Raw genomic sequence first — 23,964 nt, forward strand, 5'->3', positions numbered from 1 at the left:
GATCTATTGAGAAGCGATTATTCGGTGGCCTGAAGCTCGGCCACGACAGTTGCAAGGTCGGCGTCGCCTTCCATATCAGCCAATGCGAAGTTCTCAAGCACAGCGTCTTGAGACAACGCCACATTCTTAACAACCGACGGTCCATCACCTGCCGGACCGTAGGCGGAACCATTCACCGCGAAGTAGATGGATCCAGCATTACCGGACCGCAAAACGGGTGCTTGTTCGGTTTTGGGCAGGACATAGTGTTCGCCAGTATCTAGGATCTTTTCAAAGATCACACTGCCATCTGCGGCCTGAATACGCACCCACGAGGGACGCACGGCAAAGACGGCCACATCAGCGGCATCAGCACCCAACACTTGAACACTGCGTTCGGTTGTAGCTGCGGGCACGACGCCGGCAAGGCGGGTACCGCTCTCGGGGAAGGTTTCTTCAGAAACTGGAAACTCAGGTGTCTCCAACCCGGCCAGAACGCCAACGGTATTGGGGTTCAGTGTCGAGATCGGCGCATCCCGATGTGTCAGAACCGGCACGTCCAATGCTTGCGGACGATAGAGGCGATCAAGTGCTTCGACGGTGGGCGGGGTCGTCAGACCAGCGGCAGCAACCAGCGTACCCTCTTCGTCAAGCGACGGCCTTGCACCATCCAGCTCTGGCAGTTCCGACAGGACACCGGGGGTTTGTTCAATCGGCGCAAAATCAACGCGCTGAACCTCATTCAACAGGGCCCAGCCGCCATAGCCAAGGCCGCCAATCAAAAGCAGCAGCATCGAGATCGAGCCGATGGCGCCGGGCTCGATACCGGTAAAAATGCTTTCTTTCTGCGGCACCCAAGTTGCATTCGGGTTGGCCAAGGGATCACCACGGTGTTCCGGTTTGCTTTGGGTATTCTTTTCACTGACCAGACCGTTTGACAGGCCGCGATCAACTTCAAAACCGGCCTCTGTGCAGAAGGTCGAATAAGCCCATTCAGGATCCAGCCCCAAATAGCGCGCGTAAGAACGTACATAGCCCGCGATGAACCCTTGCGACGCAAAGGCCGTGGGATCCGCGTTTTCAATGGCTGCAATGTAGGTTGCTTTGATTTTCAGCTCGCGCTGTACATCAAGAAGGGACTTACCAAGCGTCGCACGTTCGCCGCGCATGACGTCGCCAAGAAGCACCTCGTAGGAATCGAACCCCGTAGGTTGTTCTTCTTCCTCGACCTTAGACGTGCTCCAACGCCCGATCATACAACTGCTCCTGATGCCTCTTTAGTCCCAAGGAGACGATTCGTGGTCCATCGTTTCCCTAAGGGGAAAGTAACACATCACGCAAATTTGTGTATATTAACTTTCAGCCTACGCAGACAGTTCGGCACGATTTAGCTCACAGTGCGACCACAGGCTGTCTAGGGCGCGCACCAGCTTGTCCATTTCGTCCGGTCCGTGCACCGGCGACGGGGTGAACCGAAGCCGTTCAGTGCCCCGAGGAACAGTCGGAAAATTGATCGGCTGGACGTAAATTCCGAAGTTTTCCAACAACATATCGGACAGCTGCTTGGTATGGACCGGATCGCCGACGATCACCGGAACGATATGCGAGCCGTGATCAATGATCGGCAGCCCCATCCCCTTCAGGCGAGTCTTCAGGATCTTGGCTTGTGTCTGATGCTGATCGCGCAGCGATTGATCCGTTTTTAAATGCTTCACCGATGCCGCTGCAGCTGCCGCAACCGATGGCGGCAAAGACGTCGTGAAGATAAACCCGGGCGCGTAGGAGCGCACCGCGTCACACATCTTGGCGGAGGCTGCGATATAGCCGCCCATCACGCCGTAGGCCTTGGCCAGTGTGCCGTTGATGATGTCGATCCGGTGGGCCAGGTTGTCGCGCTCGGCAACCCCTGCCCCGCGTGGGCCATACATGCCGACAGCGTGCACTTCGTCGATATAGGTCAGTGCGCCGAACTCGTCTGCCAGATCACAGATCTCTTCAATCGGGCCAAAGTCGCCATCCATCGAATAGACGCTCTCAAAAGCGATCAGTTTCGGCGCGGCAGGGTCGTCAGCTTCCAGCAGTTCACGCAGATGCTCCACGTCGTTGTGACGGAAGATACGCTTCGCTCCGCCATTGCGGCGCACGCCTTCGATCATCGAGGCATGATTCAGCGCATCCGAATAGATGATAAGACCGGGGAACAATTTGGGCAGCGTCGACAAGGTCGCGTCATTGGCAATATAGGCCGAGGTGAACAGAAGCGCCTCTTCCTTTTGATGCAGATCCGCAATCTCGGCTTCGAGCCGTTTGTGATAGATCGTGGTGCCCGAGATGTTGCGCGTGCCGCCCGACCCAGCGCCGGTGGCATCAATCGCTTCATGCATGGCTTCAAGCACAACTGGATGTTGACCCATTCCCAGATAGTCATTGCCGCACCAAACGGTGACCGGCACTTCGCTTCCATCGGGCTTGGTCCAAGTCGCATGAGGGAACTGCCCTTTACGGCGTTCAATCTCGATGAAGGTGCGATAACGCCCTTCCTCATGCAGGCGTGATAGCGCCTCGTCCAGCTTGTGATTATAGTCCAATTTACCCTCCCGGGCCGTTTCATCCTGTTCCCTGCGCAGCCTTATACAGGGATTCCCCCGCAAAACGCATTCAAAAAAACGTATATTGCGCCTGTTCGCTTTCCCATCTTCTGGGACTGGTCCGGGTTTTACATTGATCCATCTCAAACGGAAGAGTTTTCATAGCCAACGCGACAACTCGTCCAAGGGTCGTTTGGAGCGGATCGGATCTGGACAGTGGCAATGGCAGTGATAGGCTCGGCACAAACTTCCCGTTACCGGAGACACGATATGTCGCTTGATCAAGTTCTGGACCGCATTGATGCGGGCCTTCCCGACGCTCTCGACCGTTTGATGGAGCTTCTGCGCATCCAGTCGATATCTACCGACCCCGCTTTTTCCGATCACTGCGTGACCGCCGCCGATTGGCTGGTGAACGACCTGAAAACAATTGGTTTTCAGGCAGATAGGCGTGACACCCCCGGCCACCCCATGGTGGTTGGCCATGGGGGTGACGGCGATCGGCACCTTCTGTTCTATGGGCACTATGACGTGCAGCCTGTCGATCCGTTGGACAAATGGGACCACGACCCGTTTGCGCCGTTTGTCGAAGACACACCCAACGGCAAGATCATCCGCGCCCGTGGAGCATCGGATGACAAAGGCCAGTTGATGACCTTTGTAGAGGCCTGTCGCGCTTGGAAAGAGGTACATGGTTCGCTGCCCGCGAAACTGACGATTTTCTTCGAGGGGGAAGAGGAATCAGGATCTCCGTCGCTCGTGCCATTCATGGAGCAGAATCGCGACGAGCTGACCGCTGATATCGCTTTGATCTGTGACACGTCCATGGTCAGCCCCGGCGTTCCATCCATTGCCAGCCAGTTGCGCGGGATGCTGAAGGACGAATTTACGCTGATCGGGCCGAAGCTGGATCTGCACTCGGGGCATTATGGTGGTCCCGGCCTGAACCCGCTGCGCGAGATGTCCCGCATCGTCGCCAGCTTCTATGATGACGAGACCGGTAAGGTCACGGTCGAGGGCTTTTACGAGGGCGTGCATGACACCCCGGCGGACCAGTTGGACGCGTGGGAGAACTCGGGCTTCGACCAAAAGGCCTATCTGGACAATGCAGGCTATACGATCAGCCACGGCGAAAAGGATCGATCCTGCCTGGAACAGCAATGGGCCCGCCCGACGCTGGAAGTGAACGGCATCTGGGGTGGCTATAACGGTGTCGGATCGAAAACTGTGATTCCGTCGGAAGCGCATTGCAAGATCACCTGCCGTCTGGTGGGCGATATGGACCCGGACAAGCTGCGTGACCGCGTGCGCGCCCATGTCGAGGCTCAGTTAAAGCCCGACATGAAAGTGATCTGGGACAATGATCTGGAAGGCTCTCCGGCCTCGGTGATGGACATCACTCGCCCCGAGTTCGGCGCGGCCCAGAAAGGCCTGTCGGACGAATGGAACCGCGAAGCTGTCTTTGCAGGTATGGGAGGATCGATCCCAATCGCGGGCTACTTCAAGTCGATCCTAGGCATGGAAAGCATGCTGGTAGGTTTTGCTAATGATGATGACAAGATCCACTCTCCGAACGAGAAATACGACCTTGAGAGTTTCCACAAAGGGATCCGCAGCTGGGCACGTATCTTGGCAGAACTGGCTTAATCTTCCTTAGCCGCCAAAAGACGTCAGAACCCCGGAAGGCCCCGCCTTTCGGGGTTTTTTCATGCCCGCTTCAGGCGTACCAGCTTCAGAACCAGCAGCAGCCATGGCGCGCCGTGCATCACCAGATCAAAGATATCGACGGGCTCGACCAGTGTGCCGGATGCAAGCATCCCCAGCTTCTCCCAGATATGCGGCGGCGCATAGGGCGCCAGCCCTAAAGTCAGGCAAGCAATCAGGATCAGCGAGAACGGCATTTCGTCGATAAAGGACATTAAGATCTCCTGATCCAATGGGTTGCACCACGCAGGTTCACCCGCATTAACAGGCCGAGCTATCTGATGAAATGTGGTGAAGTGGCGCGGTTGACGGGGCTCGAACCCGCGACCCCCGGCGTGACAGGCCGGTACTCTAACCAACTGAGCTACAACCGCGCGTGGCGGCTGGAATAGCCCGAGGTCGTCGGGGGGTCAATGGGGAAAACGGCGGTTTCTGGCGAAAAAAATCGACGCCGCTGCGCGGGCATTTCGACGTCCCTACAACGAAAAAGCCCCGCCATTGGCGGGGCTTCTTTCGGGCAGTGGTGGCGCGGTTGACGGGGCTCGAACCCGCGACCCCCGGCGTGACAGGCCGGTACTCTAACCATCTGAGCTACAACCGCTCACTGCCAGTCTTGCGACTGTTTGGGCGTTCTAGGCCCACCCGCCGGGGGCGTCAAGCGGCCTTTTGCAGATTTCGAATTATTTTTCGATCACGCAATGGCCGTGGTCGGGATGAAGGTGAAAAATGATCCCCTGCCCGCCCGGTAAATCCATCATTCCGCCCTCATCCAGCCCCAGCCATCGGGCGCGCAGCACACGCGACAGCACGCCGCAACATACCAGCCATCGCAACAGCCTGACGTCGCCCCTTACCAGTCAGCGGCGAATCCAGTCGCCCCTGATGTCGACCAGCCGCATTCCACTCGGTTTGCCCGTGATGAATAACGAAGATTTCCGGATAGATAGACCCCATGCTGGGATCGTGCACGATTACGTGTGGGGAGTAAATGGTGGGTGATGAGAGACTCGAACTCCCGACATCTTCGGTGTAAACGAAGCGCTCTACCAACTGAGCTAATCACCCGCCGTGGGACGCGACATATCGCTATTCGCCGGGGCTTGGCAAGAGGTGAAATCCACTTTTTTCATTTTCTGACGCGGACGGATGAAAACACGGCGTTGTGTTGCTTTGTTAACGAGGCAAAGGGCGCTAAAATGGGTCAGTTAGCTGTCAGGATTGCCATGCAAGAACCCGTCGTGCCAAAGGGCGTCGCCCATGTCGCCGTCACTCCTCCGAGCGAGCCCGAGCCGATCGTGTTCGTGCTTTTGGACAACCTGTCGATGCTGGCCTTTACGTCAGCCATCGAACCCTTGCGCATTGCCAATCAGCTTACAGGGCAGATCCTATATCGCTGGACCACCATGTCGGAGGATGGCGAAAATGTGCGCTGCTCCAATGGGATCGAGATCGGCATTGATCGCCCCATCGGCGATACGCCTGCCAACAGCCGAATCTTTGTGTGCTCGGGCGTTCAACCCGAGAAATCCGTGTCGACGAAGGTCTCAGACTGGATGCGGTTGCAATGGCGGCTGGGGCGCACGGTCGGGTCGCTGTGCACCGGGGCGTATACATTGGCGAAGGCGGGTATTCTCGGCGGGCACAAATTCACCCTGCACTGGGAAAACATCGCGCCGTTTCGCGAGCATTTCCCGGACCTTGATCCGGTCGAGCAGCTTTACACGATCGACAACCGCGTGTTGACCTGTGGGGGTGGTGCGGCGGCGACGGACCTGTTCCTGCGTCTGATCTATGACACGCACGGGCCGGTTTTGGCGCAGGCCGTTCTGAACATGTGCCTGCACACCGTTCAACGGTCGGAAACGGACCGCCAGCAAAGCTCGACATCGGCAACCATCGGGGTGCGCAACGACAAGCTGGTGCGCGTGTTGACCTATTTTGAAGAGAACCTCGAAGACAGCGTCAATCTGGATATTGTGACCGAAGAGTTGGGCATTTCACGCCGCCAGATGGAGCGGCTATTCCGCCACCATTTGAACACGACGCCAAAGAAATACCTGCAGGACCTACGCCTGCAACGCGCCCGCATCCTGCTGGCCGAAACGGATATGCCTGTGGTCGATGTAGCGATCGCCTGCGGCTACGATTCTGCGGCCTATTTCTCAAAACGGTTCCGCGAGACGTTCGGTATGTCCCCCCACCGGTTTTCTGCCGGCGGGGGATAAGCCCCTACCCGACCTGTTTGTTGTGAAAGATGAAGCCCAGGAAGTTCAACAGCAGCTGCGCCGCCAAAACTTGGGTGCTTTCGGTCGGGTCGTAAGCTGGTGCGACCTCGACCAAATCAATACCAACCACATCACCGCGTTTGCTGAGCCCCTGAAGAATCTCAAGCACGTCGTAGTAGGCAAAGCCCCCGTGGCTGGGTGTCCCCGTTCCCGGCGCGATTGACGGGCAGAACGCATCAATGTCGATGGTCACATAATAGCGCACGCCCTCAGGAATGCGGTCCAGAACACGCTCCGTCCCCAGCTTGCGCACCTGCCGCACCGACAGAATATCCGAGCCTCGCGCCCGCGCATCCTCATAGCCCTCCTTCGCCGTGGACGAGACGTTGCGAATACCCAGTTGCGTCATGCCTGACACATAGTCCTTCTCGATCGCACGGCGCATAGGGTTGCCATGGCCCTCGGTCACGCCGTGGCGTTCGTCGACGAAATCCAGATGGGCGTCGATCTGGACCACATGGATAGGGCCATTTTCGGCGCAGTCTTCTTCAAAGGCGCGAATGCAGGGAATGTTGATCGAGTGATCGCCGCCAATCGTCACCGGCAACGCACCGGCGTCCAGAATTTTCTTCACTCCGTATTCAATGTTGGCGTGACTTTTGTCAGTCATAGTGTGGACGATATCCGCGTCGCCTAGATCGACGATCCGAACATCGCTGCCCAGATAGGTGGCGTCGTCTTCGTGGTCATAAGCACCCGCGTGCCCAAAGCTGAACAGGGTCGATGCCTCGCGTACCGCCCGCGGGCCAAACCTTGCACCGGAGCGATACTGGCACCCGAAATCAAACGGTGCGCCCAGAATTGCGACATCAGCGTCAATCTGATCCCAGTTTTCCACATAAGGTTTCTTGCCAAAGGTGGCGATTCCAACAAATGGCAGGTTCAACCGACCGCCAGCGTAGCCGTGTTCCGACATGCGTTCCTCCTATCGCGTGACAGAGCGAGTGAAACTGAAAACACATCAAGAAGAAAGCGAATTTCGTCGAATTCACAATTGCATGGACAGTTCGATCTCGGCCTGCTTGGGCTTGAACCGGACACCGACCCCACCCTAGATTACATCCAAGGCACAATGCGTGCCGATGTGACGTGTGATTGTTGAAGTTTTTGGAGTCTGGTTTGGCCAAGCAAATATTTGATGGTGCCTCCTTGCGAGTCATTGGGCAGGCAATCGAAAGGCCCCAACTGTTCGTCACCTTTGATCACTGGCGACGCCACAGGGCATCGTTTCCCGACTACCACCCCTCGAATACGGCTCTGAACAACGGGTATGGACATATCTATATCCAGACGGCGCAAAATGACTGGTTCTTGAACCAAGACACCGAGCGTTTGCGCGCCTTTCTGACAGAGTTTTGCCAAGACAAGGAAAGCTGCTCGATCGGGTTCTCTATGGGCGGATACGGCACATTGTTGTTTGCCAATGCGCTACGTCTGCGCCGAACTTTGCTGCTGTCCCCACAGTATTCGATCATGCCGGATAAGGCCCCATACGAAACGACCTATCGAGATGAGGCGACCACTTTGGACCCTGCTCTAGATCATCTTGAGCCTTTGCGGGACGAGCAGCGCCTTCAGGGCATCATCGCCTATGACCCAAGGCTTGCACCGCAAGATCGGCTACATGCACAGCATATTCGCGCTCTGCATCCCGACCTTCAGCCCGTCGCCCTGCCCTTTGGCGGTCACACTGCTTTGAAGCATTTCGAAGGTACGGGAACCACGTATCAGATTATGCAGGCCTTTATCGAAAATGATCTGACCGCCGGCGCGCTGCGCGGTGTACATGGCCTGATCGGTCGCGATACGCCACGTTATCAGACTCGTCTAAAGGCTTATCTTGAACAGCGGCGCGAACGCAGCAGGACCGCTCCTTAAACCAAGGGCGTCAACGCTTTGCAATCAAAGGATAATGGTGGGTGATGAGAGGCTCGAACTCCCGACATCTTCGGTGTAAACGAAGCGCTCTACCAACTGAGCTAATCACCCGACTGGACGCTATTTAGCGCCGCCGCACTAAGGGTGCAAGAGGCAGAATGCAGCCAAAGTCTCGTATATAGAAAAAGGGCGCGACAGATATCCGCCGCGCCCCAAATCTGTTTAATCCGGCTGGGATCAGTGCGCCACGGCACCCGATCCGCCTGCATCCTTGGCCAGTGCCTTGGCGGCGGCCTCTTCTGCGGCTTCGTCCCATTCGACGGCTTCAGGCTTGCGCACCAAAGCGTGCTCCAAAACCTCGGATACATGGCTGACGGGGATGATGGTTAGCCCCTCTTTCACGTTGTCCGGGATCTCGCGCAGGTCTTTTTCGTTCTCTGCCGGGATCAGCACGGTCTTGATGCCACCGCGCAACGCGGCCAGCAGCTTTTCTTTCAAGCCGCCGATGGCCAGCGCATTCCCGCGCAAGGTGACCTCGCCGGTCATGGCGATGTCTTTCTTCACCGGAATGCCGGTCAGCACAGACACGATGGACGTCACCATGGCCAAACCTGCCGACGGTCCATCCTTGGGCGTCGCACCTTCCGGCACGTGCACGTGAATGTCCCACTTTTCGAACTGGGGCGGCTTCACACCGATTTCAGGCGCAATCGAGCGGACATAGGAACTGGCCGCATCAATTGATTCCTTCATCACGTCGCCCAGTTTCCCGGTGGTCTTCATCCGACCTTTACCCGGCAGACGCAGAGCCTCGATCGACAGCAGATCGCCACCGACACTGGTCCAGGCCAGTCCGGTCACAACACCCACCTGATCCGCCTCTTCCGCCAGACCAAAGCGATGCTTGCGCACGCCCAGATAGTCGTCCAGAAGATCCGGCGTGACCTCGACGGTCTCGACCTCTTTCTTCACCAGCTTGGTCACAGCTTTACGGGCCAACTTAGCCAGTTCGCGCTTCAAGTTCCGCACACCTGCTTCGCGGGTGTAGTAGCGGATGATGTCGGTCAAAGTGCTTTCCGGCACCGCAAACTCGCCCTTTTTCAGCCCGTGATCTGCGATCGTCTGGGGTAGCAAGTGACGCGATGCAATCTCGCGCTTTTCGTCCTCGGTGTAACCGGCCAACGAAATGATCTCCATCCGGTCCAGAAGCGGGCCCGGCATGTTGTAGGAGTTCGCCGTGGTCAGGAACATCACGTTCGACAGGTCGTATTCGACCTCAAGATAGTGATCGACGAAGGTCGAGTTCTGTTCCGGATCAAGCACTTCCAGCATCGCTGACGCGGGATCGCCACGGAAATCCTGACCCATCTTGTCGATTTCATCCAACAAGATCAGCGGGTTCGTGGTATTCGCCTTTTTCAGCGCTTGAATGATCTTACCGGGCATCGAGCCAATGTAAGTCCGACGGTGACCGCGGATTTCGCTTTCATCACGCACGCCACCCAGCGAGATGCGAATGAATTCGCGCCCCGTCGCCTTGGCAACCGATTTCCCCAACGAGGTTTTACCCACGCCCGGAGGGCCAACAAGGCACATGATCGGGCCTTTCAGCTTCTTCGAGCGCTGCTGAACGGCCAGATATTCAACGATGCGTTCCTTGACCTTCTCAAGCCCATAGTGATCAGCGTCGAGCACTTTCTGCGCATTGTTCAGGTCTTTCTTCACGCGGCTTTTCTTGCCCCATGGCAGACCCAGCATCCAATCCAGATAGTTGCGAACAACCGTGGCTTCCGCCGACATGGGCGACATGTTGCGAAGCTTCTTCAGCTCAGCATCCGCCTTTTCGCGCGCTTCCTTGGAAAGCTTTGTTTCCTCGATCTTTTCTTCCAGTTCGACCAGTTCGTTCTGGCCTTCCTCGCCGTCGCCCAACTCTTTCTGAATGGCCTTCATCTGCTCATTCAAATAGTACTCGCGCTGGGTGCGTTCCATCTGGGATTTCACGCGGGTCTTGATCTTTTTCTCGACCTTCAGGACGGACATTTCGCCCTGCATCAGGCCAAAGACTTTCTCAAGTCGCTCAGACACAACGAAGGTCTCCAAAAGCTCCTGCTTCTGTTCGACCTCGACGCCCAAATGACCGGCCACAAGGTCGGCCAGCTTGTCGGGTGCACGTGTCTCGGACACGGCGGCAAGCGCTTCTTCGGGGATGTTCTTTTTGATCTTGGCGTAGCGCTCGAATTCTTCGCCGACCGAACGCAACAACGCTTCGATCTCGTTCGGGTCGCCCGGACGCTCTTCGATCACTTCGGCGAAGGCTTCGAAATAGTCTGCATTGTCGACATAGTCGGTGATGCGCACACGCGACTGCCCTTCGACCAACACTTTTACCGTGCCGTCAGGCAGTTTCAGCAGTTGCAGCACATTGGCCAGCACACCTACCTGATAGATGCCGTCCACATCCGGCTCGTCAATCGCCGGGTCGATCTGGCTGGACAGCAGGATCTGCTTGTCATCCGCCATCACCTCTTCCAGCGCACGTACGCTTTTCTCGCGTCCTACAAAGAGCGGCACGATCATATGCGGGAACACCACAATGTCGCGCAGCGGCAGGACCGGGAAGGATTGGCTCAGTTGCTCACTCATGGATCTTCCTTATAGTTGGGCAGTTCGCATGTCCCCGATAGTCGGCAGATCACGCGTCCTCCTGAATTTCGGCCTTGGTTAACAGACCGGTCACGCAAAAATGGGAACGTGAAGCGGGGTTTTCAACCGCTTCCGACCAGCGTTTGACACCATTGTGACCAGCAATTTCCCGATCCACAAGGCGGGTCCCGAAATTATCCACAGGAATCTCTGGGCTGGATCAAAAGACGCCCAGCGCAAGTCCAGCGGACAGGGCAGCCCCAAGCTCGCGACACGGTGCCAAGGCTTCAGCGTCCAACTGTTTTGGGGCCAAGATGTCCTCGGGTGTTTGGGCATGGGTGCAGAGGATCAAGGGCGGCTGAACTTCGCGCAGACGCCAGCCCGTGGCGATCCGGGCCAGTTGTCGTGCAGCCCCCTGCCCGTCCGACCCTGCACAGATCATCTGGGCATAAGGGCGCCCTTCGATCAGGCCCAATACTGGGTAATAGCAGCGGTCAAAGAACTCTTTCATCTGACCGGACAGTGTGGCCAGATTTTCAGGCGCGCAGAACATATATCCCGCAGCGCCCACCAAGTCCTCTGGCCCAGCCTCTTCTGCCGTTAGAATACGCACCGGTCCCTCAGCACGTGCCGCATCATAAGCTGCCTCGGCCATCTGCTTGGAGCCGCCCGTGCGCGAGTGCCATATGATCAGAAGCTCAGCCATAACCCCTTATAGCGGATCAATATCCCCTTGTGCACGGGTCGCGTGGAACTCCGCCTCCCACGCATTAAAGCGCCCTTCGGAAATCGCATCGCGCATCCCCTGCATGATCTCTTGGAAGTAATGCAGGTTGTGCCACGTCAACAGCATGCCCGAGATCATCTCGTTCGAGCGGAACACGTGGTGCAAATAGGCGCGCGAGTAGTTCTGACACGCCGGACAGGTGCAGTTCTCGTCAATCGGGCGCGGGTCATCTTGGTGGCGGGCGTTTTTGATGTTCAGCACACCCATACGGGTCCAGACCTGCCCTGTGCGGCCCGAGCGCGACGGCAACACGCAATCCATCATGTCCACACCGCGCTTCACGGCACCCACGATGTCATCGGGTTTGCCCACGCCCATCAGATAACGCGGCTTGTCTTCGGGCAGGTATCCGGGCGCGTAGTCCAGACAATCGAACATCGCCTCTTGCCCTTCGCCCACGGCCAAACCGCCAATGGCATATCCGTCAAACTCGATCTCGCGCAGGGCTTTCGCTGATTCCTCACGCAGATCAGCCTCGAGCCCGCCTTGCATGATGCCAAACAGCGCATGTCCCGGACGGTCCCCAAATGCATCCCGCGAGCGCTGCGCCCAGCGCATCGACAGACGCATGCTTTCTGCAATCCGCTTGCGATCGGCGGGCAGCGCGGGACATTCGTCAAAGCACATCACGATGTCTGATCCCAGAAGCTTCTGGATTTCCATCGAGCGCTCCGGCGTCAACTCGTGCTTGGACCCATCAATATGCGATTTGAAGGTCACCCCGGTCTCGGTCAACTTGCGTAGGCTAGCCAGAGACATGACCTGAAACCCGCCACTGTCCGTCAGGATGGGTTTGTCCCAGTTCATGAACTTGTGCAGCCCGCCCAGACGATCGATCCGCTCGGCCGTTGGGCGCAGCATCAGGTGATAGGTATTGCCCAGCAGGATATCCGCCCCGGTCGCGGCAACGCTTTCTGGCATCATTGCCTTTACGGTGGCTGCGGTCCCAACGGGCATGAAGGCCGGTGTGCGGATATCGCCACGTGGCGTGTGGATTACACCTGTACGTGCGCGGCCATCCGTTGCCTTCAGCGAATATGAGAACTTTTTCGTGCTTTGATCAGTCATGGCCGAGATGTGGCCCAACACGACCCGAAAGCCAAGGGCTATTGTCAAATCAGCCTAGGCATCGGGGGGTGTTTTCATCTTGTCCATGCTGGCAAGGGCGGCCACGACCTCGGGCTCTTTTGCCAAACGCGCGGCAAGACGTTCCAACCTGCGGCTCATCAGCATCAGTTCGGTTGTTGTGTTCGGGTCAAGATGCGCGGCCAGATCATAGGTGAACCCCTGAACCATTTTCGCCGCGTCGGACAGTTGATCTATCCGTTTTCTTCCCTCGCCTCTTCGTTTTGAAGAGCTCTCAAAATCCGTGGTCATTGCGCCACGCACCCCTTGTAAATCCCCACGGCCCAAAATGGGCACATCGCCCCTAAGGGCCCATCTATCCAGTTAGAGTTGACCTACAACTATGGCGAAAATTGGCCACATCTTCGTCAATATAAAGCTGTGCATATCGAAATCTGTCTAGGGTCATCTTAGCCTGTTTGCTAGCATTTTTCCATGTCTGTCATTGCAGCTCTGGACCTCGGGACCCGAGAACCCTATATGTTCGCTCAGGATTAGAGCGAGACCAGCATGACCGATACAGCCGATACCCGGATTGAAGGGGAACCCCTGATCAAACCGTCCAGCGTAGAGCACCCGCTTTATGACGCGGTGGTCGAAGCATGCCGCACGGTCTATGACCCAGAGATTCCGGTGAATATCTTCGATCTTGGCCTTGTTTACACGATCGAGATCAACGACCAGAACGAAGTCGACCTGATTATGACCCTGACCGCACCTGGCTGCCCCGTGGCTGGCGAGATGCCGGGTTGGTTGGTTGAAGCGATTGAACCTGTGGCAGGCGTTAAGCAGGTGAATGTCGAACTAACATGGGAACCGCCCTGGGGCATGGAAAATATGTCCGACGAAGCGCGGCTGGAACTTGGCTTTATGTAAGCCCTCCGCCCATAATGATATATGTCGATGCAGATCGGCCCAGCGCAACCCAATCGGGTTGCGTTTTTTGTTTCGCACCCCTTTTTGGCTGCACCTCGCACACCGCAACCTAAAAAGGTTGCATTTCAACATTAGCAACCTATTATGGTTGCATCATGTCCGTAAACCAAACACATATCGCTGTCCTGACCGGAGACATCATCGGTTCGACCCAAATGTCGCCCGAGGATCTGGAACGCGCATTTGATGCGCTATCCGCCTCGGCCGAGGTGCAAGCCGACTGGCACGGAGAGGACCTGCACTTCACGCGACAACGCGGGGATGGGTGGCAAGTCAGGCTTGCGCGCCCAGAGCTTGCGTTGCGGTCAGCACTCGCATTCCGGGCTGCGCTTAGGTGCGAGGGGAAAGAGTTTTCGACCTTTATGGCGGTGGCTGAGGGGGAAGCGGGGCCAATCCCGCCCGGTATTGACCTGAACATGTCGTCAGATCAGGTATTTGTGGAAAGCGGTCGCCATCTGGACAGTATGAAATCCAAGACCGAGAGCGTCGAACTCAGCCATCTGGACATCGGAGGGATCAGCGCAGCTTTCGTATTGGCAGACTATATCTCGCAAAGCTGGACCCCCGCGCAAGCTGCTGCCATGCTACCAATGCTCGCACCCGGCGAAACACCAAGCTACTCTGCAGTGGCAAAAGGACTGGGAAAATCTCGACAAGCCGTCTCAAAGGCATTGGATGGCGCTGGATTTGAAGCAATCTGGATCGCGTTAAGCGCAATCGACATGTATGAGCAACAACGATGATTGAAACCTTCACAGCTCTCCTCTTTGCCCACGTGCTGGCTGATTTTGTCTTTCAGACCAAGTGGATCAACGACAACAAGCAGCGACCGCAGGTCCTTCTTCTGCACGCGCTGATCGTCCTTGTCACAGCGCAGGTTGCGCTGGGCGTATATGATACACCCGAGCTATTGGCCCTCGCCCTCGCCCATCTGATCATCGACTGGGTGAAGCAGTTTGGCAGGTTTCGGAAGCTCCCGGGCTTTCTGTGGGATCAGGCAGCGCATCTTCTGACCATCGTGGCTGTCGCTGTCTATGCCCCAACGCTTTGGGACACATGGCCCGACGCCACCCTGCCCCTTATGGCACTGGCCGCAGGGGCGATCCTTGCCACCCGCGCGGGCGGGTTTGCCATCGGGCTGCTTATGCTGCCGCATTCCATGCGCATTCGTAACAACGGGCTGAAAGGCGGTGGTTGGACCATTGGCATTCTGGAACGGGGATTGGTCTTTGTCCTGATCCTTGCCGACCTGCCCCTTGGCGTGGGCTTTTTGGTCGCTGCCAAATCCATCCTACGTTTTGGCACCGCCAGCCGCGATCAGCGCACTGCCGAATATGTGATCATCGGCACTTTGGCCAGTTTCGGCTGGGCGATCCTTGCAGGTTTTGCCACCCAAGGCCTTCTTTCCCTTCTGCCCCCGCTTGAGATTACCGCTTGGCTTCCCTAAATTAGGGACAAGCGACAAGGATCACAGACATGTTCGGTATTCCCGGCAAATCACCCATCACCATGACCCCAGCGGCCGAGGCTCAGATTGCCCGACTGATGGAGAAGGACGGCCATAAAGGCCTGCGCATTGGCGTCAAGAAAGGCGGCTGTGCGGGGATGGAATACACCATGGATTATGTGGACGAGGTCGAAGCCCATGACGAGGTGGTCGAACAAGGCGCTGCCCGCGTGATGATCGCCCCCATGGCGCAGATGTTCCTGTTTGGGACCGAGATCGACTATGAAATCTCGCTTTTGGAAAGCGGCTTCAAGTTCAACAACCCCAACGTGACCGAGGCCTGCGGCTGTGGCGAGTCGATCAAGTTCGACGACACGTTGGCCGCAGCACCCGCGGATCTGAACGCCCCTCCGAAATTCTGATGGCTGTCACGAACAGTGACATCGCCTTCGTCAAAGAGCTCTTTTCCGGGCTTGGTCCGCTTACGCATCGCAAAATGATGGGCGGGGCCACGTTTTACTGCGATGGGCAGGTCTTTGCGATCCTGTCCAGCGAGGGTGAAGTGTTTCTGAAGGCAAAAGGCGCGTTTGCCGATGCTATGGCCGACGCGGGCAGCCGCATCTTTGGGATGAATGGCAAGACGATGGGCTATTGGACCCTGCCCGAAGACGCTCTAGACGATCCCGAGCTTGCGGCCAATTGGGCCCGCCGCGCGCTGGACGCGCTTTAGGATCCTGCCTGCGCCATCAGGTGCAGATAGGTCTCGTCAAACCGCTTCTTCATGTGATCCCCGGCCATAATCGGCTGATCCGCACCCTTGGGGGCGACATTGGTGTCGTGGTTGGGATTGAAGAACATCGGGATCGAGATACGTTCGTCCCCTGATCCAACAACGCGGTGCAAGGTCGCTTTCACGCGGCCTTCGGTCCACATTTCCAACATCTCGCCGAAATTGATAACGAAATCCCCTAGCGGGGCATTCACCGGCAACCAGCTCTCGTCCGCGCCCAGCACCTCAAGCCCGGCCACGCCGTCAGACGCCAAAAGCGTCACGCAGCCATAATCCGTATGCGCCGCGATGCCAAAATCCTTGTCACCTGCCCAATCCGGGCGCGGCGGATAATAGTTACCGCGCAAAAGCGCCATCGGACGGGTGAAGGCCGCGTCGAAATAGGTCTCGTCCTCGCCAATCGCGGCGGCAATGCCACGCAGCACGCCCATCGCGACGCCCAGCGCCTTGGCGTAATAGGCCTGAATGGCCTCGCGAAAGCCCTCAAGCTCGGGCCATTGGTTGTCACCGTAAACCGACAGGTTCTGCGCGCGCAACGGATCGTCGGCGGCAAGCTCAAAGCCGCAGTCGAAGACTTCTTTGAAGTCCGGGTTGGCGTCGGGATCGACCTGCTCGCTACCCGCAGCGCCCCAGCCGCGATTGGCACCGGTCTTGGCCATGTTGACGGCTTCTTTCACACGCTTGGGCTGGTGAAAGAACGCGCGATACATCGCGATCGTCTCGGACAACTCTTCAGTGTTGATCGCCGTATTGTGCACGGTCAGAAAGCCCACCTCCTGCACACCACGCAAAAGTTCGGCCATCGTGGCCGGATCTCGGGCATCAATCAGGGCAGCATCCAGTCTGGGGATCATCGGGGACCTCGCAAATAAACTTGTCCGCTTCTACAGCACGCACCCCACGGATCAATGGCAAAATGGCCGCAGGGCTTGACGCCCCGTGCCCCGCGTCGGAAAACGGACCGAACATGACGAGGGAGATTGATATGCGGCGCAAGATGGCAGCGGGCAATTGGAAGATGAATGGCCTGCAAGATAACCTGGCCGAGCTGGGCGCGCTGGCGCAGGGATATGGAAGCGCGGAGTGCGATATCCTTGTCTGTCCCCCCGCCACGCTGATCAATCAGGCCGCCTCCGTCAGCGGCGACAGCATCGCCATCGGCGGGCAGGATTGCCACAAGGCGGAAACCGGCGCGCATACGGGCGACATCTCGGCCCAGATGCTGAAAGACGCGGGCGCGACCCATGTGATCCTTGGCCACTCTGAGCGCCGCGAAGATCACGACGAAAGCGACACGGATGTGCGCCTGAAAGCCCGCGCCGCGATTGAGGCCGGTTTGAAGGTTGTGATCTGCATGGGCGAAAGCCTTGAAGAGCGCGAGGCCAACAACACACTTGATATCATCGGCGGGCAGCTGGCGGGCTCGATCCCCGATCAGGTCACGGCTGAGAACCTGATTGTCGCCTATGAACCCATCTGGGCGATTGGCACTGGCAAAGTGCCGACACTGGATCAGATCGGCGAAGTGCATGACTTCATCCGCGCGCGTCTCGTGCGCCGCTATGGCGACGGCGTTGGGCTTTCTACCCGCATCCTCTATGGCGGATCGGTCAAGCCAGACAATGCTGCCGATATCTTTGGAGTGTCCAACGTGGACGGCGCCTTGGTTGGCGGGGCCAGCCTTAAGGCCAAGGATTTTGGCAAGATCATCACGGCACTGGCCTCGGCCTGATCCCCCTTGAGACTTCAACAACTCGAAACCCCGGCCATTGTGTCGGGGTTTTTCATATCTTGACAGAATGGCCCATATAGTTAACATCGCAATTAAACATCGCAGGAGCCTTCGATGAACTATGATGATCTGGCCGACTGGCAAAAACGCGCCGCCGATTGGGCTCGCGACTATCACGCCGGCCTTCGTGACCGCCCTGTGCGGCCTGACATCGCACCCGGCGCGTTTCTGGCAAAGATTGAAGCCCCTATTCCAGAAGCCCCCGAAGCAATCGAAGCCATTTTCGACGACTTCACACGGCTTGTACCCGATGCCATGACCCATTGGCAGCACCCGCGTTTCTTTGCCTATTTCCCCGCGAACGCCGCCCCTGCATCGATGCTGGCCGAGCAACTGGCCAACGCGATGTCCGCTCAAGCAATGCTGTGGCAGACCGCGCCTGCCGCCAATGAAATGGAAGATCTCGTGATCCGCTGGTTGCGCGATGGTATGGGCCTGCCCGAGGATTTCACCGGCACCATTCATGACAGTGCGACGACTGCCACGTTCTCGGCGGTCACTACGATGCGCGAGCTTGCGCTGGATCACACAGGTATCACCAAGGGCCTGTCCGGCGCGCCTCAACTGCGCATCTATGCCAGCGCGCAGACCCATTCCAGTGTCGACAAGGCCGTGCGCCTGTCGGGGATCGGGCAGGACAATCTTGTGAAAGTCCCCACTATTCCCGGCCACCCCACATGGTCGATGGATCCCGAGGCCTTGGATCGCCTGATCCGCGAGGACGTCGCCGCCGGGCGCAAGCCAGCGGGCGTTGTGCTCTGCGTTGGCGGCACCTCAATCGGGGCCTGTGATGACATCGCCGCCTGTATCAAAGTGGCGCATGGCCACGGACTGACCGTTCACGTGGACGCTGCTTGGGCCGGCTCGGCCATGATCTGCGAAGAGTTCCGGCATCTATGGGAGGGCATCGAGGACGCCGACAGCATCATCTTCAACCCGCATAAATGGCTGGGTGCTCAGTTCGACTGCGCCGTGCAATTCCTGCGCGACCCCGGCCCGCAAATCGGCGCGATGGGGCTGCGGCCGGAGTATCTGAAGACACAGGGCGCGGACGAGATCGTGAACTATAACGAATGGACCCTGCCCCTTGGTCGCCGCTTCCGCGCGCTGAAAATCTGGTTCCTGCTGCGTGCCGAGGGGCTGTCGGGCCTGCGCGCTCGCATCCGCAATCACGTCGCGTGGGCGAAAGAGGCGAGTGCCGCCATCGCCGCCCTGCCCGGCTTTGAAATCACCACGCCCCCGATCCTGTCGCTGTTCAGCTTTCGATATCAGGACGACGCGAAAACCGCCGAGCTGCTCGAGCGTGTAAACCGCGACGGGCGTATCTATCTGACCCAGACCTATCACGACGGATCCTTCGTGATCCGCGTATCTGTAGGACAGTTCACCTGCACGCGAGAAGACGTGATGACCATCCCATCCGTTCTCGCAGAACTTGCGCAGGATCTGTAAGGTCAGGAAATCTTTACATTTTCGTGAATATGCTCTATAGTATAGGGGCTGGTGTCACGGGCAACTGACATTTTATTGACCAAAGCTCGGCACACCCAAGCCTGTATCGCCCCTTATATTAGAGGCAAGCGAGAGAGGGTATTCACATGGAAGATTTCCGTGAACATTTTCTGGGCCGCCACGCTGAAAACCTATCGGACAGCTGCACTGCCCACCACACTGACACTCTGCCCAACCGGCACCATTTCGGGCAGCATTTCACCTTTCGCGAATATGTAGCTGATGGGGTTGTGCATGGGCTTGGCGTGATTGCCGCGCTGATCGGCTCGATCACGTTGATCCTATGGGCGACCGGCGATGCGCCAATGGGTCATCTGCCGCCGCTGCTTGTCTATGGAATCGGGATGGTCGCCAGCTTCGCGCTTTCCGCCGCCTATAACATGACCCTGCACACCTCTGCCCGTTCCGTTCTTCGCCGCTTTGATCATGCGGCGATTTTTCTTTTTATTGCCGCCACCTATACGCCCATCGCCCTGATCGGGATCGGAGGCGGCACAGGCGTGGCATGGGCCGCCCTGATCTGGAGCGTGGCGCTGTTTGGCATGACGTTGAAGCTTTTCTTCCTGTGCCGGTTCGAGCGGACGGGCTTCATGCTGACACTAATGCTGGGCTGGATGGGTGTTCTGATGATCGGGCCTTTGCTGGCCAGCGTCAGCCTTGGCGTTTTGATCCTTCTCGTGGGTGGAGGGTTTCTATTCACCATCGGCACGCTCTTTCACCTCCGCGACCACTGGCCGTTCAACCGGGCGATCTGGCATGTGCATGTGCTTTTGGGTGCCGCCGCCCACTATGCTGCCGTTGTGATGGTCGCGTGGTCCTGATCGCCCGTTGGCCCGCCTAATTGGACACAGAAAGCGTCATAGAGAATGACGCAAACGGAACAGAATCCTTCGGCCACGTCTCCAATAGTTGACCACACGGAGGACCCGATGGACCGACTTGACTGGATCATCTCGATTGTTGTGCGCACCATTGGCGCAGAACGTGGTCGCGCAGCGCGCGGCCGCCCCTGCTGATGTCATTACCCAGAAATTGACAGAACAGCAGCAAGGACATCCCCATATGACAACAAGAACTTCGCGCCGCGCAGGTGGCCGTCAGGCCCGCCAAGCCCTTCGCGCAGCCCCTTTGGCCAAAGATTCGCGCCCCGTACGCGCAGGACTTGAAGGCGGCGCATACAAGCCCCTCACCCCGGAAGGCATGGAGCGCATTCACCAAGCCGCCTTGGACGCATTGGAACAGATCGGTCTGGCCGACGCCCCGCCGTCTGGCGTCGAGATCATGACAAAAGCCGGGGCCATTCTGGGCGATGACGGACGTCTACGCTTCCCCCGCGCCTTGGTCGAGGACATGCTAGCGAAGGCCGCCAAGGACCTCACCCTGTGCGCACGCGATCCGCAGCATGACCTGAACCTCGCAGGCACGCGCGTCCATTACGGCACTGCTGGCGCAGCCGTGCATATGGTCGACGTGGACGGGCGCGAATACCGCGACAGCACCGTGCAAGACCTGCATGACGCGGCCCGGATCGTGGACCAGCTGGACAACATCCACTTTCTGCAGCGCCCTATGGTGTGCCGCGACATCCCCGACAACCGCGAGATGGACCTGAACTCGATCTATGCCAGTGTGACAGGGACCAAGAAACACATCGGTGTGTCTTTCACCGAGCCGGATTTCGTCGATGACGGGATCGAGCTTCTGCACATGATGGCGGGGGGCGAAGACAAGTGGCGCGCACGTCCTTTCGTGTCGAACTCGAACTGTTTTGTCGTGCCGCCGATGAAGTTCGCCACCGAAAGCTGCCAGGTGATGGAGAAGGTCATTGCCGCGGGCATGCCAGTTCTGCTGTTGTCGGCGGGCATGGCCACCGCCACCGCCCCGCCCACGTTGGCAGGCACCATCGTTCAAGCCGTGGCAGAGTGTCTGGCGGGCGTGGTCTATGTGAACGCGATCAAACCGGGCCATCCGGCGATCTTTGGCACCTGGCCCTTCGTGGTCGATCTGCGGTCTGGCGCTATGTCGGGCGGATCGGGCGAGCAGGCTTTGCTTACCGCTGGCTGCTCTCAGATGCACCAGTTCTATGGGCTTCCAGGCGGCGCTGCGGCGGGGTTCTCGGATTCGAAACTGCCCGATATGCAAGCCGGGTGGGAGCAGATGTGCTCGAACGTGATGGCGGGCCTGTCTGGTTTGAACATGGTGTACGAGGCTGCAGGCATGCATGCGTCCCTTCTGGGCTTCTGCCATGAAAGCCTGATCCTTGGGAACGATATTATCGGACAAGCCTTGCGCTGTGTGCGCGGGATCGAGGTGACCGAGGATGCGGTCAGTCTGGACATGATGCGGTCGGTCTGTCTGGGCGGTCCGGGTCATTATCTGGGCGAGGATCAGACGCTGAACCTGATGCAGACGGAATATGCCTATCCAACCCTTGGCGACCGCACGTCGCCCAAGGAATGGGCCGAGGTTGGAAAGCCTGATCTGGTGCAGGCGGCCAAGGCGCGGAAAGAGGTCATTCTGGCCGAAACGTCGCGTGCGCATTTGGATCCGGTGGTGGACCAAGCCATTCGCACGCGGTTCAACATTCACCTGCCGAGATAGGTCGAAAACTCAGGACCGGGGGTTTTGCACCCCCGGACCCCCGCAGGATATTTACAGTAAGAAAATAAAGTTAGCTGGATGCTTCGGCTTTTTCTTCCAGCTCTAGCCATTCTTCTTCGGCAGCGGCGAGCTTTTGTTGCCGATCAGCTAGCCCCTCAGAGGCTTTCTTGAACTTCACGGGTTCTTTCGAAAACAAATCCGGGTCCATCAGGAACTCTTCCAGCTTTGCGATCTCAGCCGTCAGGCGGTCCATTTCGCTGGGAAGCGCTTCGAGCCGGTGTTTTTCGGTGAAGCTAAGGCCCGGTGCACTCTGCTTTTCTTTGGGCTTGTCTTTAGGGGCGGTCTTGGGTTTCTCGGTTTTTTTCGCAGCCGGAGCGTCTTCTTCCTGACGTTGCGCACGATAGTCCGACCAGCCGCCTGCATAGGCCGTAGCGATCCCGTTGCCTTCCATGGCGATCGTGCGTTCGGCCACGCGATCCAGGAAATCACGGTCGTGGCTGACAACCAGAACGGTGCCGTCGAAGCCCGAGATCAGTTCTTGCAGCAGGTCCAGTGTTTCCACATCCAGATCGTTGGTCGGTTCGTCGAGCACCAGAAGGTTCGACTGCCGCGCCATGATGCGTGCAAGGATCAGCCGCGCTTTTTCGCCACCGGATAGGGACCGTACCGGCGCGCGCGCCTGTTCGTCCGAGAACAGGAATTCTTTCAGATAACCCACCACATGTTTCGGGTTACCGCGCACCATCACTTGATCGGATTTGCCGGAAATGCGCATTTCCGGGTCCGAGGTCAGGTTCTCCCACAGGCTGGCGTTTTCGTCGAGCGTCGAGCGGTTTTGATCGAACACCGCCATCTCGATGCCCGTGCCATGTGACACGCTGCCCGTATCCGGCTCTTCCTGCCCGGTAAGCATTTTCAGAAGCGTGGTTTTGCCCGCACCATTGGGACCGACAAAAGCGATGGTTTCGCCACGCATGACGCGCAAATCGAAGGCTTTCAGGATGACTTTATCGCCGTAAGTCTTTGAAATTCCTTTGGCCTCGATCACCTTGCGACCGGATTTCGGCCCGGCCTCAAGTGCCATCTCGGCGGCGCCCTGCCGCTTAATCTGAGATGCGCGTTCATCTTTCAATGCATGTAGTGCACGCAATCGCCCTTGGTTGCGTTTGCGTCGGGCCGAGATGCCTTCGACGGCCCAGCGGGCCTCGGATTTGATTTTGCGGTTCAGTTTGTGACGGTTCGTATCTTCTTCATCCCAAACCTTATCGCGCCAAGCTTCGAAGTGTTCGAAGCCTTTTTCCTGACGGCGCACCTGCCCCCGGTCGACCCAAAGCGTGGCGCGGGTGAGCGCGCGCAGGAAGGCACGGTCGTGGCTGATCAGAACAAAGCCCGCGCGGGTTTGTTTCAGCTCGTTCTCCAGCCACTCGATGGCTTGAATATCCAAGTGGTTGGTGGGCTCGTCCAAAAGCATCAGTTCAGGCGCTTCGGCCAGAAGTTTGGCAAGTGCCGCGCGACGTCGTTCCCCGCCCGAAGCCGTAGCCACCGGCGTATCGAGCTTCATTTTCAGCCCTTCGGCGACACGTTCAACCAGATAGTCGTGCCCCGGCTCAAGACCCGAGGCCGCGAATTCGCCCAGTGTTTCAAAGGCAGACAGATCCGGGTGCTGGTCCATGTATCCGACTGTCACACCCGGAGACAGAACGCGGGTGCCGGTGTCGGGTTCGACCATGCCCGCCATGATTTTCATGAGCGTCGACTTGCCCGACCCATTGCGCCCAACCAGCGCCACGCGGTCGCTGGGCTGCACCACAAGGTCCAGACCATCAAATATGGGATCGCCGCCAAAAGTCAGCGCGATATCGTTCATCTGCAATAGGGGTATACGTGCCATAGGGCC

The 23,964-nt window shown here is 58.0% G+C and carries 23 protein-coding genes and 4 tRNA genes; 12 read left to right on the forward strand and 15 right to left on the reverse strand.

All coding sequences use genetic code 11. The annotated features are described in order from the left end of the window. Positions 1-17: 17 nt before the first annotated feature. Positions 18-1,235 carry a helix-turn-helix domain-containing protein gene (locus ACP15F_RS07910; protein WP_424940270.1) on the reverse strand — a complete coding sequence of 406 codons (1,218 nt, stop codon included), beginning with the start codon at positions 1,233-1,235 and terminating at the stop codon, positions 18-20. Positions 1,236-1,343: 108 nt separating this feature from the next. After that, the gene (gene hemA / locus ACP15F_RS07915; protein WP_424940271.1) at positions 1,344-2,567 is read right to left on the reverse strand and encodes a 5-aminolevulinate synthase; all 1,224 of its coding nucleotides are present in this window, start codon (positions 2,565-2,567) and stop codon (positions 1,344-1,346) included. A 270-nt stretch (positions 2,568-2,837) separates the two neighbouring features. On the opposite strand from hemA, the gene ACP15F_RS07920 reads away from it, so the two are divergent. Continuing rightward, complete coding sequence (locus tag ACP15F_RS07920) at positions 2,838-4,214, forward strand: M20/M25/M40 family metallo-hydrolase (protein ID WP_424940272.1); 1,377 nt, start codon at positions 2,838-2,840, stop codon at positions 4,212-4,214. 59 nt (positions 4,215-4,273) lie between these two features. Here ACP15F_RS07920 and ACP15F_RS07925 read toward each other — a convergent pair whose 3' ends face one another. The 5 genes from ACP15F_RS07925 to ACP15F_RS07945 all read right to left on the reverse strand — a co-directional run bounded on the left by ACP15F_RS07925 (position 4,274) and on the right by ACP15F_RS07945 (position 5,336). Beyond that, the gene (locus ACP15F_RS07925; protein ID WP_424940273.1) at positions 4,274-4,486 is read right to left on the reverse strand and encodes an RND transporter; all 213 of its coding nucleotides are present in this window, start codon (positions 4,484-4,486) and stop codon (positions 4,274-4,276) included. An 82-nt stretch (positions 4,487-4,568) separates the two neighbouring features. Next, positions 4,569-4,645, reverse strand: a tRNA-Asp gene (locus tag ACP15F_RS07930). A 150-nt stretch (positions 4,646-4,795) separates the two neighbouring features. Further along, positions 4,796-4,872: transfer RNA gene (locus ACP15F_RS07935), tRNA-Asp, on the reverse strand. 164 nt (positions 4,873-5,036) lie between these two features. Next, positions 5,037-5,225 carry a phosphoglycerate mutase family protein gene (locus tag ACP15F_RS07940; RefSeq protein WP_424940274.1) on the reverse strand — a complete coding sequence of 63 codons (189 nt, stop codon included), beginning with the start codon at positions 5,223-5,225 and terminating at the stop codon, positions 5,037-5,039. Positions 5,226-5,260: 35 nt separating this feature from the next. Beyond that, a tRNA-Val gene (locus ACP15F_RS07945) sits at positions 5,261-5,336 on the reverse strand. Positions 5,337-5,467: 131 nt separating this feature from the next. Between ACP15F_RS07945 and ACP15F_RS07950 the strand changes: the two genes are divergently transcribed. Beyond that, positions 5,468-6,496 carry a GlxA family transcriptional regulator gene (locus ACP15F_RS07950; RefSeq protein WP_424940275.1) on the forward strand — a complete coding sequence of 343 codons (1,029 nt, stop codon included), beginning with the start codon at positions 5,468-5,470 and terminating at the stop codon, positions 6,494-6,496. 4 nt (positions 6,497-6,500) lie between these two features. Here ACP15F_RS07950 and speB read toward each other — a convergent pair whose 3' ends face one another. After that, complete coding sequence (speB, locus tag ACP15F_RS07955; protein ID WP_424940276.1) at positions 6,501-7,472, reverse strand: agmatinase; 972 nt, start codon at positions 7,470-7,472, stop codon at positions 6,501-6,503. A gap of 395 nt (positions 7,473-7,867) precedes the next feature. Here speB and ACP15F_RS07960 point away from each other — a divergent pair, with 395 nt between their 5' ends. Further along, complete coding sequence (locus ACP15F_RS07960) at positions 7,868-8,434, forward strand: hypothetical protein (protein WP_424940277.1); 567 nt, start codon at positions 7,868-7,870, stop codon at positions 8,432-8,434. 35 nt (positions 8,435-8,469) lie between these two features. On the opposite strand, the gene ACP15F_RS07965 is transcribed toward ACP15F_RS07960, so the two are convergent. From ACP15F_RS07965 to ACP15F_RS07985, 5 genes are all read right to left on the reverse strand, one after another. Further along, a tRNA-Val gene (locus ACP15F_RS07965) sits at positions 8,470-8,545 on the reverse strand. Between the two features lie 126 nt (positions 8,546-8,671). After that, positions 8,672-11,077, reverse strand: a complete 2,406-nt coding sequence (gene lon, locus ACP15F_RS07970) for an endopeptidase La (protein ID WP_424940278.1) — start codon at positions 11,075-11,077, stop codon at positions 8,672-8,674. A 220-nt stretch (positions 11,078-11,297) separates the two neighbouring features. Continuing rightward, on the reverse strand, positions 11,298-11,783 hold the full coding sequence (locus ACP15F_RS07975) for a flavodoxin family protein (protein WP_424940279.1): 486 nt from the start codon (positions 11,781-11,783) through the stop codon (positions 11,298-11,300). Between the two features lie 6 nt (positions 11,784-11,789). Then, positions 11,790-12,932: a tRNA guanosine(34) transglycosylase Tgt gene (gene tgt / locus ACP15F_RS07980; RefSeq protein ID WP_424940280.1), complete on the reverse strand. Its 1,143-nt coding sequence runs from the start codon at positions 12,930-12,932 to the stop codon at positions 11,790-11,792. A 54-nt stretch (positions 12,933-12,986) separates the two neighbouring features. Continuing rightward, positions 12,987-13,160 (reverse strand): hypothetical protein, encoded by a 174-nt coding sequence (locus ACP15F_RS07985; protein WP_424940281.1) that lies wholly within the window; start codon positions 13,158-13,160, stop codon positions 12,987-12,989. A gap of 339 nt (positions 13,161-13,499) precedes the next feature. Here ACP15F_RS07985 and ACP15F_RS07990 point away from each other — a divergent pair, with 339 nt between their 5' ends. The 5 genes from ACP15F_RS07990 to ACP15F_RS08010 all read left to right on the forward strand — a co-directional run bounded on the left by ACP15F_RS07990 (position 13,500) and on the right by ACP15F_RS08010 (position 16,102). Continuing rightward, positions 13,500-13,865, forward strand: a complete 366-nt coding sequence (locus ACP15F_RS07990; RefSeq protein WP_424940282.1) for an SUF system Fe-S cluster assembly protein — start codon at positions 13,500-13,502, stop codon at positions 13,863-13,865. 155 nt (positions 13,866-14,020) lie between these two features. Further along, positions 14,021-14,668: a MarR family transcriptional regulator gene (locus tag ACP15F_RS07995; RefSeq protein WP_424940283.1), complete on the forward strand. Its 648-nt coding sequence runs from the start codon at positions 14,021-14,023 to the stop codon at positions 14,666-14,668. Beyond that, the gene (locus ACP15F_RS08000) at positions 14,665-15,372 is read left to right on the forward strand and encodes a DUF3307 domain-containing protein (RefSeq protein ID WP_424940284.1); all 708 of its coding nucleotides are present in this window, start codon (positions 14,665-14,667) and stop codon (positions 15,370-15,372) included. Before ACP15F_RS07995 ends, ACP15F_RS08000 begins: the two co-directional genes overlap by 4 nt. A gap of 29 nt (positions 15,373-15,401) precedes the next feature. Further along, positions 15,402-15,794 (forward strand): HesB/IscA family protein, encoded by a 393-nt coding sequence (locus ACP15F_RS08005; RefSeq protein WP_424940285.1) that lies wholly within the window; start codon positions 15,402-15,404, stop codon positions 15,792-15,794. Continuing rightward, entirely contained in the window at positions 15,794-16,102 is a 309-nt protein-coding gene (locus tag ACP15F_RS08010) for a TfoX/Sxy family protein (protein WP_424940286.1), read from the forward strand. The genes ACP15F_RS08005 and ACP15F_RS08010 overlap by 1 nt, the downstream gene beginning before the upstream one ends. On the opposite strand, the gene ACP15F_RS08015 is transcribed toward ACP15F_RS08010, so the two are convergent. Further along, complete coding sequence (locus ACP15F_RS08015) at positions 16,099-17,016, reverse strand: isopenicillin N synthase family dioxygenase (RefSeq protein ID WP_424940287.1); 918 nt, start codon at positions 17,014-17,016, stop codon at positions 16,099-16,101. The two genes, ACP15F_RS08010 and ACP15F_RS08015, sit on opposite strands and share 4 nt — an antisense overlap. A 131-nt stretch (positions 17,017-17,147) precedes the next feature. Between ACP15F_RS08015 and tpiA the strand changes: the two genes are divergently transcribed. From tpiA to ACP15F_RS08035, 4 genes are all read left to right on the forward strand, one after another. After that, complete coding sequence (tpiA, locus tag ACP15F_RS08020; RefSeq protein WP_424940288.1) at positions 17,148-17,894, forward strand: triose-phosphate isomerase; 747 nt, start codon at positions 17,148-17,150, stop codon at positions 17,892-17,894. A gap of 114 nt (positions 17,895-18,008) precedes the next feature. After that, positions 18,009-19,406 (forward strand): pyridoxal phosphate-dependent decarboxylase family protein, encoded by a 1,398-nt coding sequence (locus ACP15F_RS08025; protein ID WP_424940289.1) that lies wholly within the window; start codon positions 18,009-18,011, stop codon positions 19,404-19,406. 146 nt (positions 19,407-19,552) lie between these two features. Next, positions 19,553-20,287, forward strand: coding sequence for a PAQR family membrane homeostasis protein TrhA (gene trhA / locus ACP15F_RS08030; RefSeq protein ID WP_424940290.1), 735 nt, complete (start codon positions 19,553-19,555; stop codon positions 20,285-20,287). Positions 20,288-20,528: 241 nt separating this feature from the next. Further along, positions 20,529-22,067 carry a trimethylamine methyltransferase family protein gene (locus ACP15F_RS08035; RefSeq protein ID WP_424940291.1) on the forward strand — a complete coding sequence of 513 codons (1,539 nt, stop codon included), beginning with the start codon at positions 20,529-20,531 and terminating at the stop codon, positions 22,065-22,067. A 70-nt stretch (positions 22,068-22,137) separates the two neighbouring features. Here ACP15F_RS08035 and ACP15F_RS08040 read toward each other — a convergent pair whose 3' ends face one another. Next, positions 22,138-23,958, reverse strand: coding sequence for an ABC-F family ATP-binding cassette domain-containing protein (locus ACP15F_RS08040; protein ID WP_424940292.1), 1,821 nt, complete (start codon positions 23,956-23,958; stop codon positions 22,138-22,140). Positions 23,959-23,964 lie beyond the last annotated feature (6 nt).

It is taken from the genome of Aliiroseovarius sp. S253 (assembly GCF_049800855.1).
Taxonomy (GTDB): Bacteria; Pseudomonadota; Alphaproteobacteria; order Rhodobacterales; family Rhodobacteraceae; genus Aliiroseovarius.

Excerpts from the sequence above, each read along its gene's own strand:
- ACP15F_RS07910 (WP_424940270.1), bottom strand. The coding sequence starts at position 1,235 with ATGATCGGGCGTTGGAGCACGTCTAAGGTCGAGGAAGAAGAACAACCT.
- ACP15F_RS07920 (WP_424940272.1), top strand. The coding sequence starts at position 2,838 with ATGTCGCTTGATCAAGTTCTGGACCGCATTGATGCGGGCCTTCCCGAC.
- ACP15F_RS07925 (WP_424940273.1), bottom strand. The coding sequence starts at position 4,486 with ATGTCCTTTATCGACGAAATGCCGTTCTCGCTGATCCTGATTGCTTGC.
- ACP15F_RS07940 (WP_424940274.1), bottom strand. The coding sequence starts at position 5,225 with ATGGGGTCTATCTATCCGGAAATCTTCGTTATTCATCACGGGCAAACC.
- ACP15F_RS07950 (WP_424940275.1), top strand. The coding sequence starts at position 5,468 with ATGGGTCAGTTAGCTGTCAGGATTGCCATGCAAGAACCCGTCGTGCCA.
- speB (WP_424940276.1), bottom strand. The coding sequence starts at position 7,472 with ATGTCGGAACACGGCTACGCTGGCGGTCGGTTGAACCTGCCATTTGTT.
- lon (WP_424940278.1), bottom strand. The coding sequence starts at position 11,077 with ATGAGTGAGCAACTGAGCCAATCCTTCCCGGTCCTGCCGCTGCGCGAC.
- ACP15F_RS07975 (WP_424940279.1), bottom strand. The coding sequence starts at position 11,783 with ATGGCTGAGCTTCTGATCATATGGCACTCGCGCACGGGCGGCTCCAAG.
- tgt (WP_424940280.1), bottom strand. The coding sequence starts at position 12,932 with ATGACTGATCAAAGCACGAAAAAGTTCTCATATTCGCTGAAGGCAACG.
- ACP15F_RS07985 (WP_424940281.1), bottom strand. The coding sequence starts at position 13,160 with ATGGTTCAGGGGTTCACCTATGATCTGGCCGCGCATCTTGACCCGAAC.
- ACP15F_RS07990 (WP_424940282.1), top strand. The coding sequence starts at position 13,500 with ATGACCGATACAGCCGATACCCGGATTGAAGGGGAACCCCTGATCAAA.
- ACP15F_RS07995 (WP_424940283.1), top strand. The coding sequence starts at position 14,021 with ATGTCCGTAAACCAAACACATATCGCTGTCCTGACCGGAGACATCATC.
- ACP15F_RS08000 (WP_424940284.1), top strand. The coding sequence starts at position 14,665 with ATGATTGAAACCTTCACAGCTCTCCTCTTTGCCCACGTGCTGGCTGAT.
- ACP15F_RS08005 (WP_424940285.1), top strand. The coding sequence starts at position 15,402 with ATGTTCGGTATTCCCGGCAAATCACCCATCACCATGACCCCAGCGGCC.
- ACP15F_RS08010 (WP_424940286.1), top strand. The coding sequence starts at position 15,794 with ATGGCTGTCACGAACAGTGACATCGCCTTCGTCAAAGAGCTCTTTTCC.
- ACP15F_RS08015 (WP_424940287.1), bottom strand. The coding sequence starts at position 17,016 with ATGATCCCCAGACTGGATGCTGCCCTGATTGATGCCCGAGATCCGGCC.
- tpiA (WP_424940288.1), top strand. The coding sequence starts at position 17,148 with ATGCGGCGCAAGATGGCAGCGGGCAATTGGAAGATGAATGGCCTGCAA.
- ACP15F_RS08025 (WP_424940289.1), top strand. The coding sequence starts at position 18,009 with ATGAACTATGATGATCTGGCCGACTGGCAAAAACGCGCCGCCGATTGG.
- trhA (WP_424940290.1), top strand. The coding sequence starts at position 19,553 with ATGGAAGATTTCCGTGAACATTTTCTGGGCCGCCACGCTGAAAACCTA.
- ACP15F_RS08035 (WP_424940291.1), top strand. The coding sequence starts at position 20,529 with ATGACAACAAGAACTTCGCGCCGCGCAGGTGGCCGTCAGGCCCGCCAA.
- ACP15F_RS08040 (WP_424940292.1), bottom strand. The coding sequence starts at position 23,958 with ATGGCACGTATACCCCTATTGCAGATGAACGATATCGCGCTGACTTTT.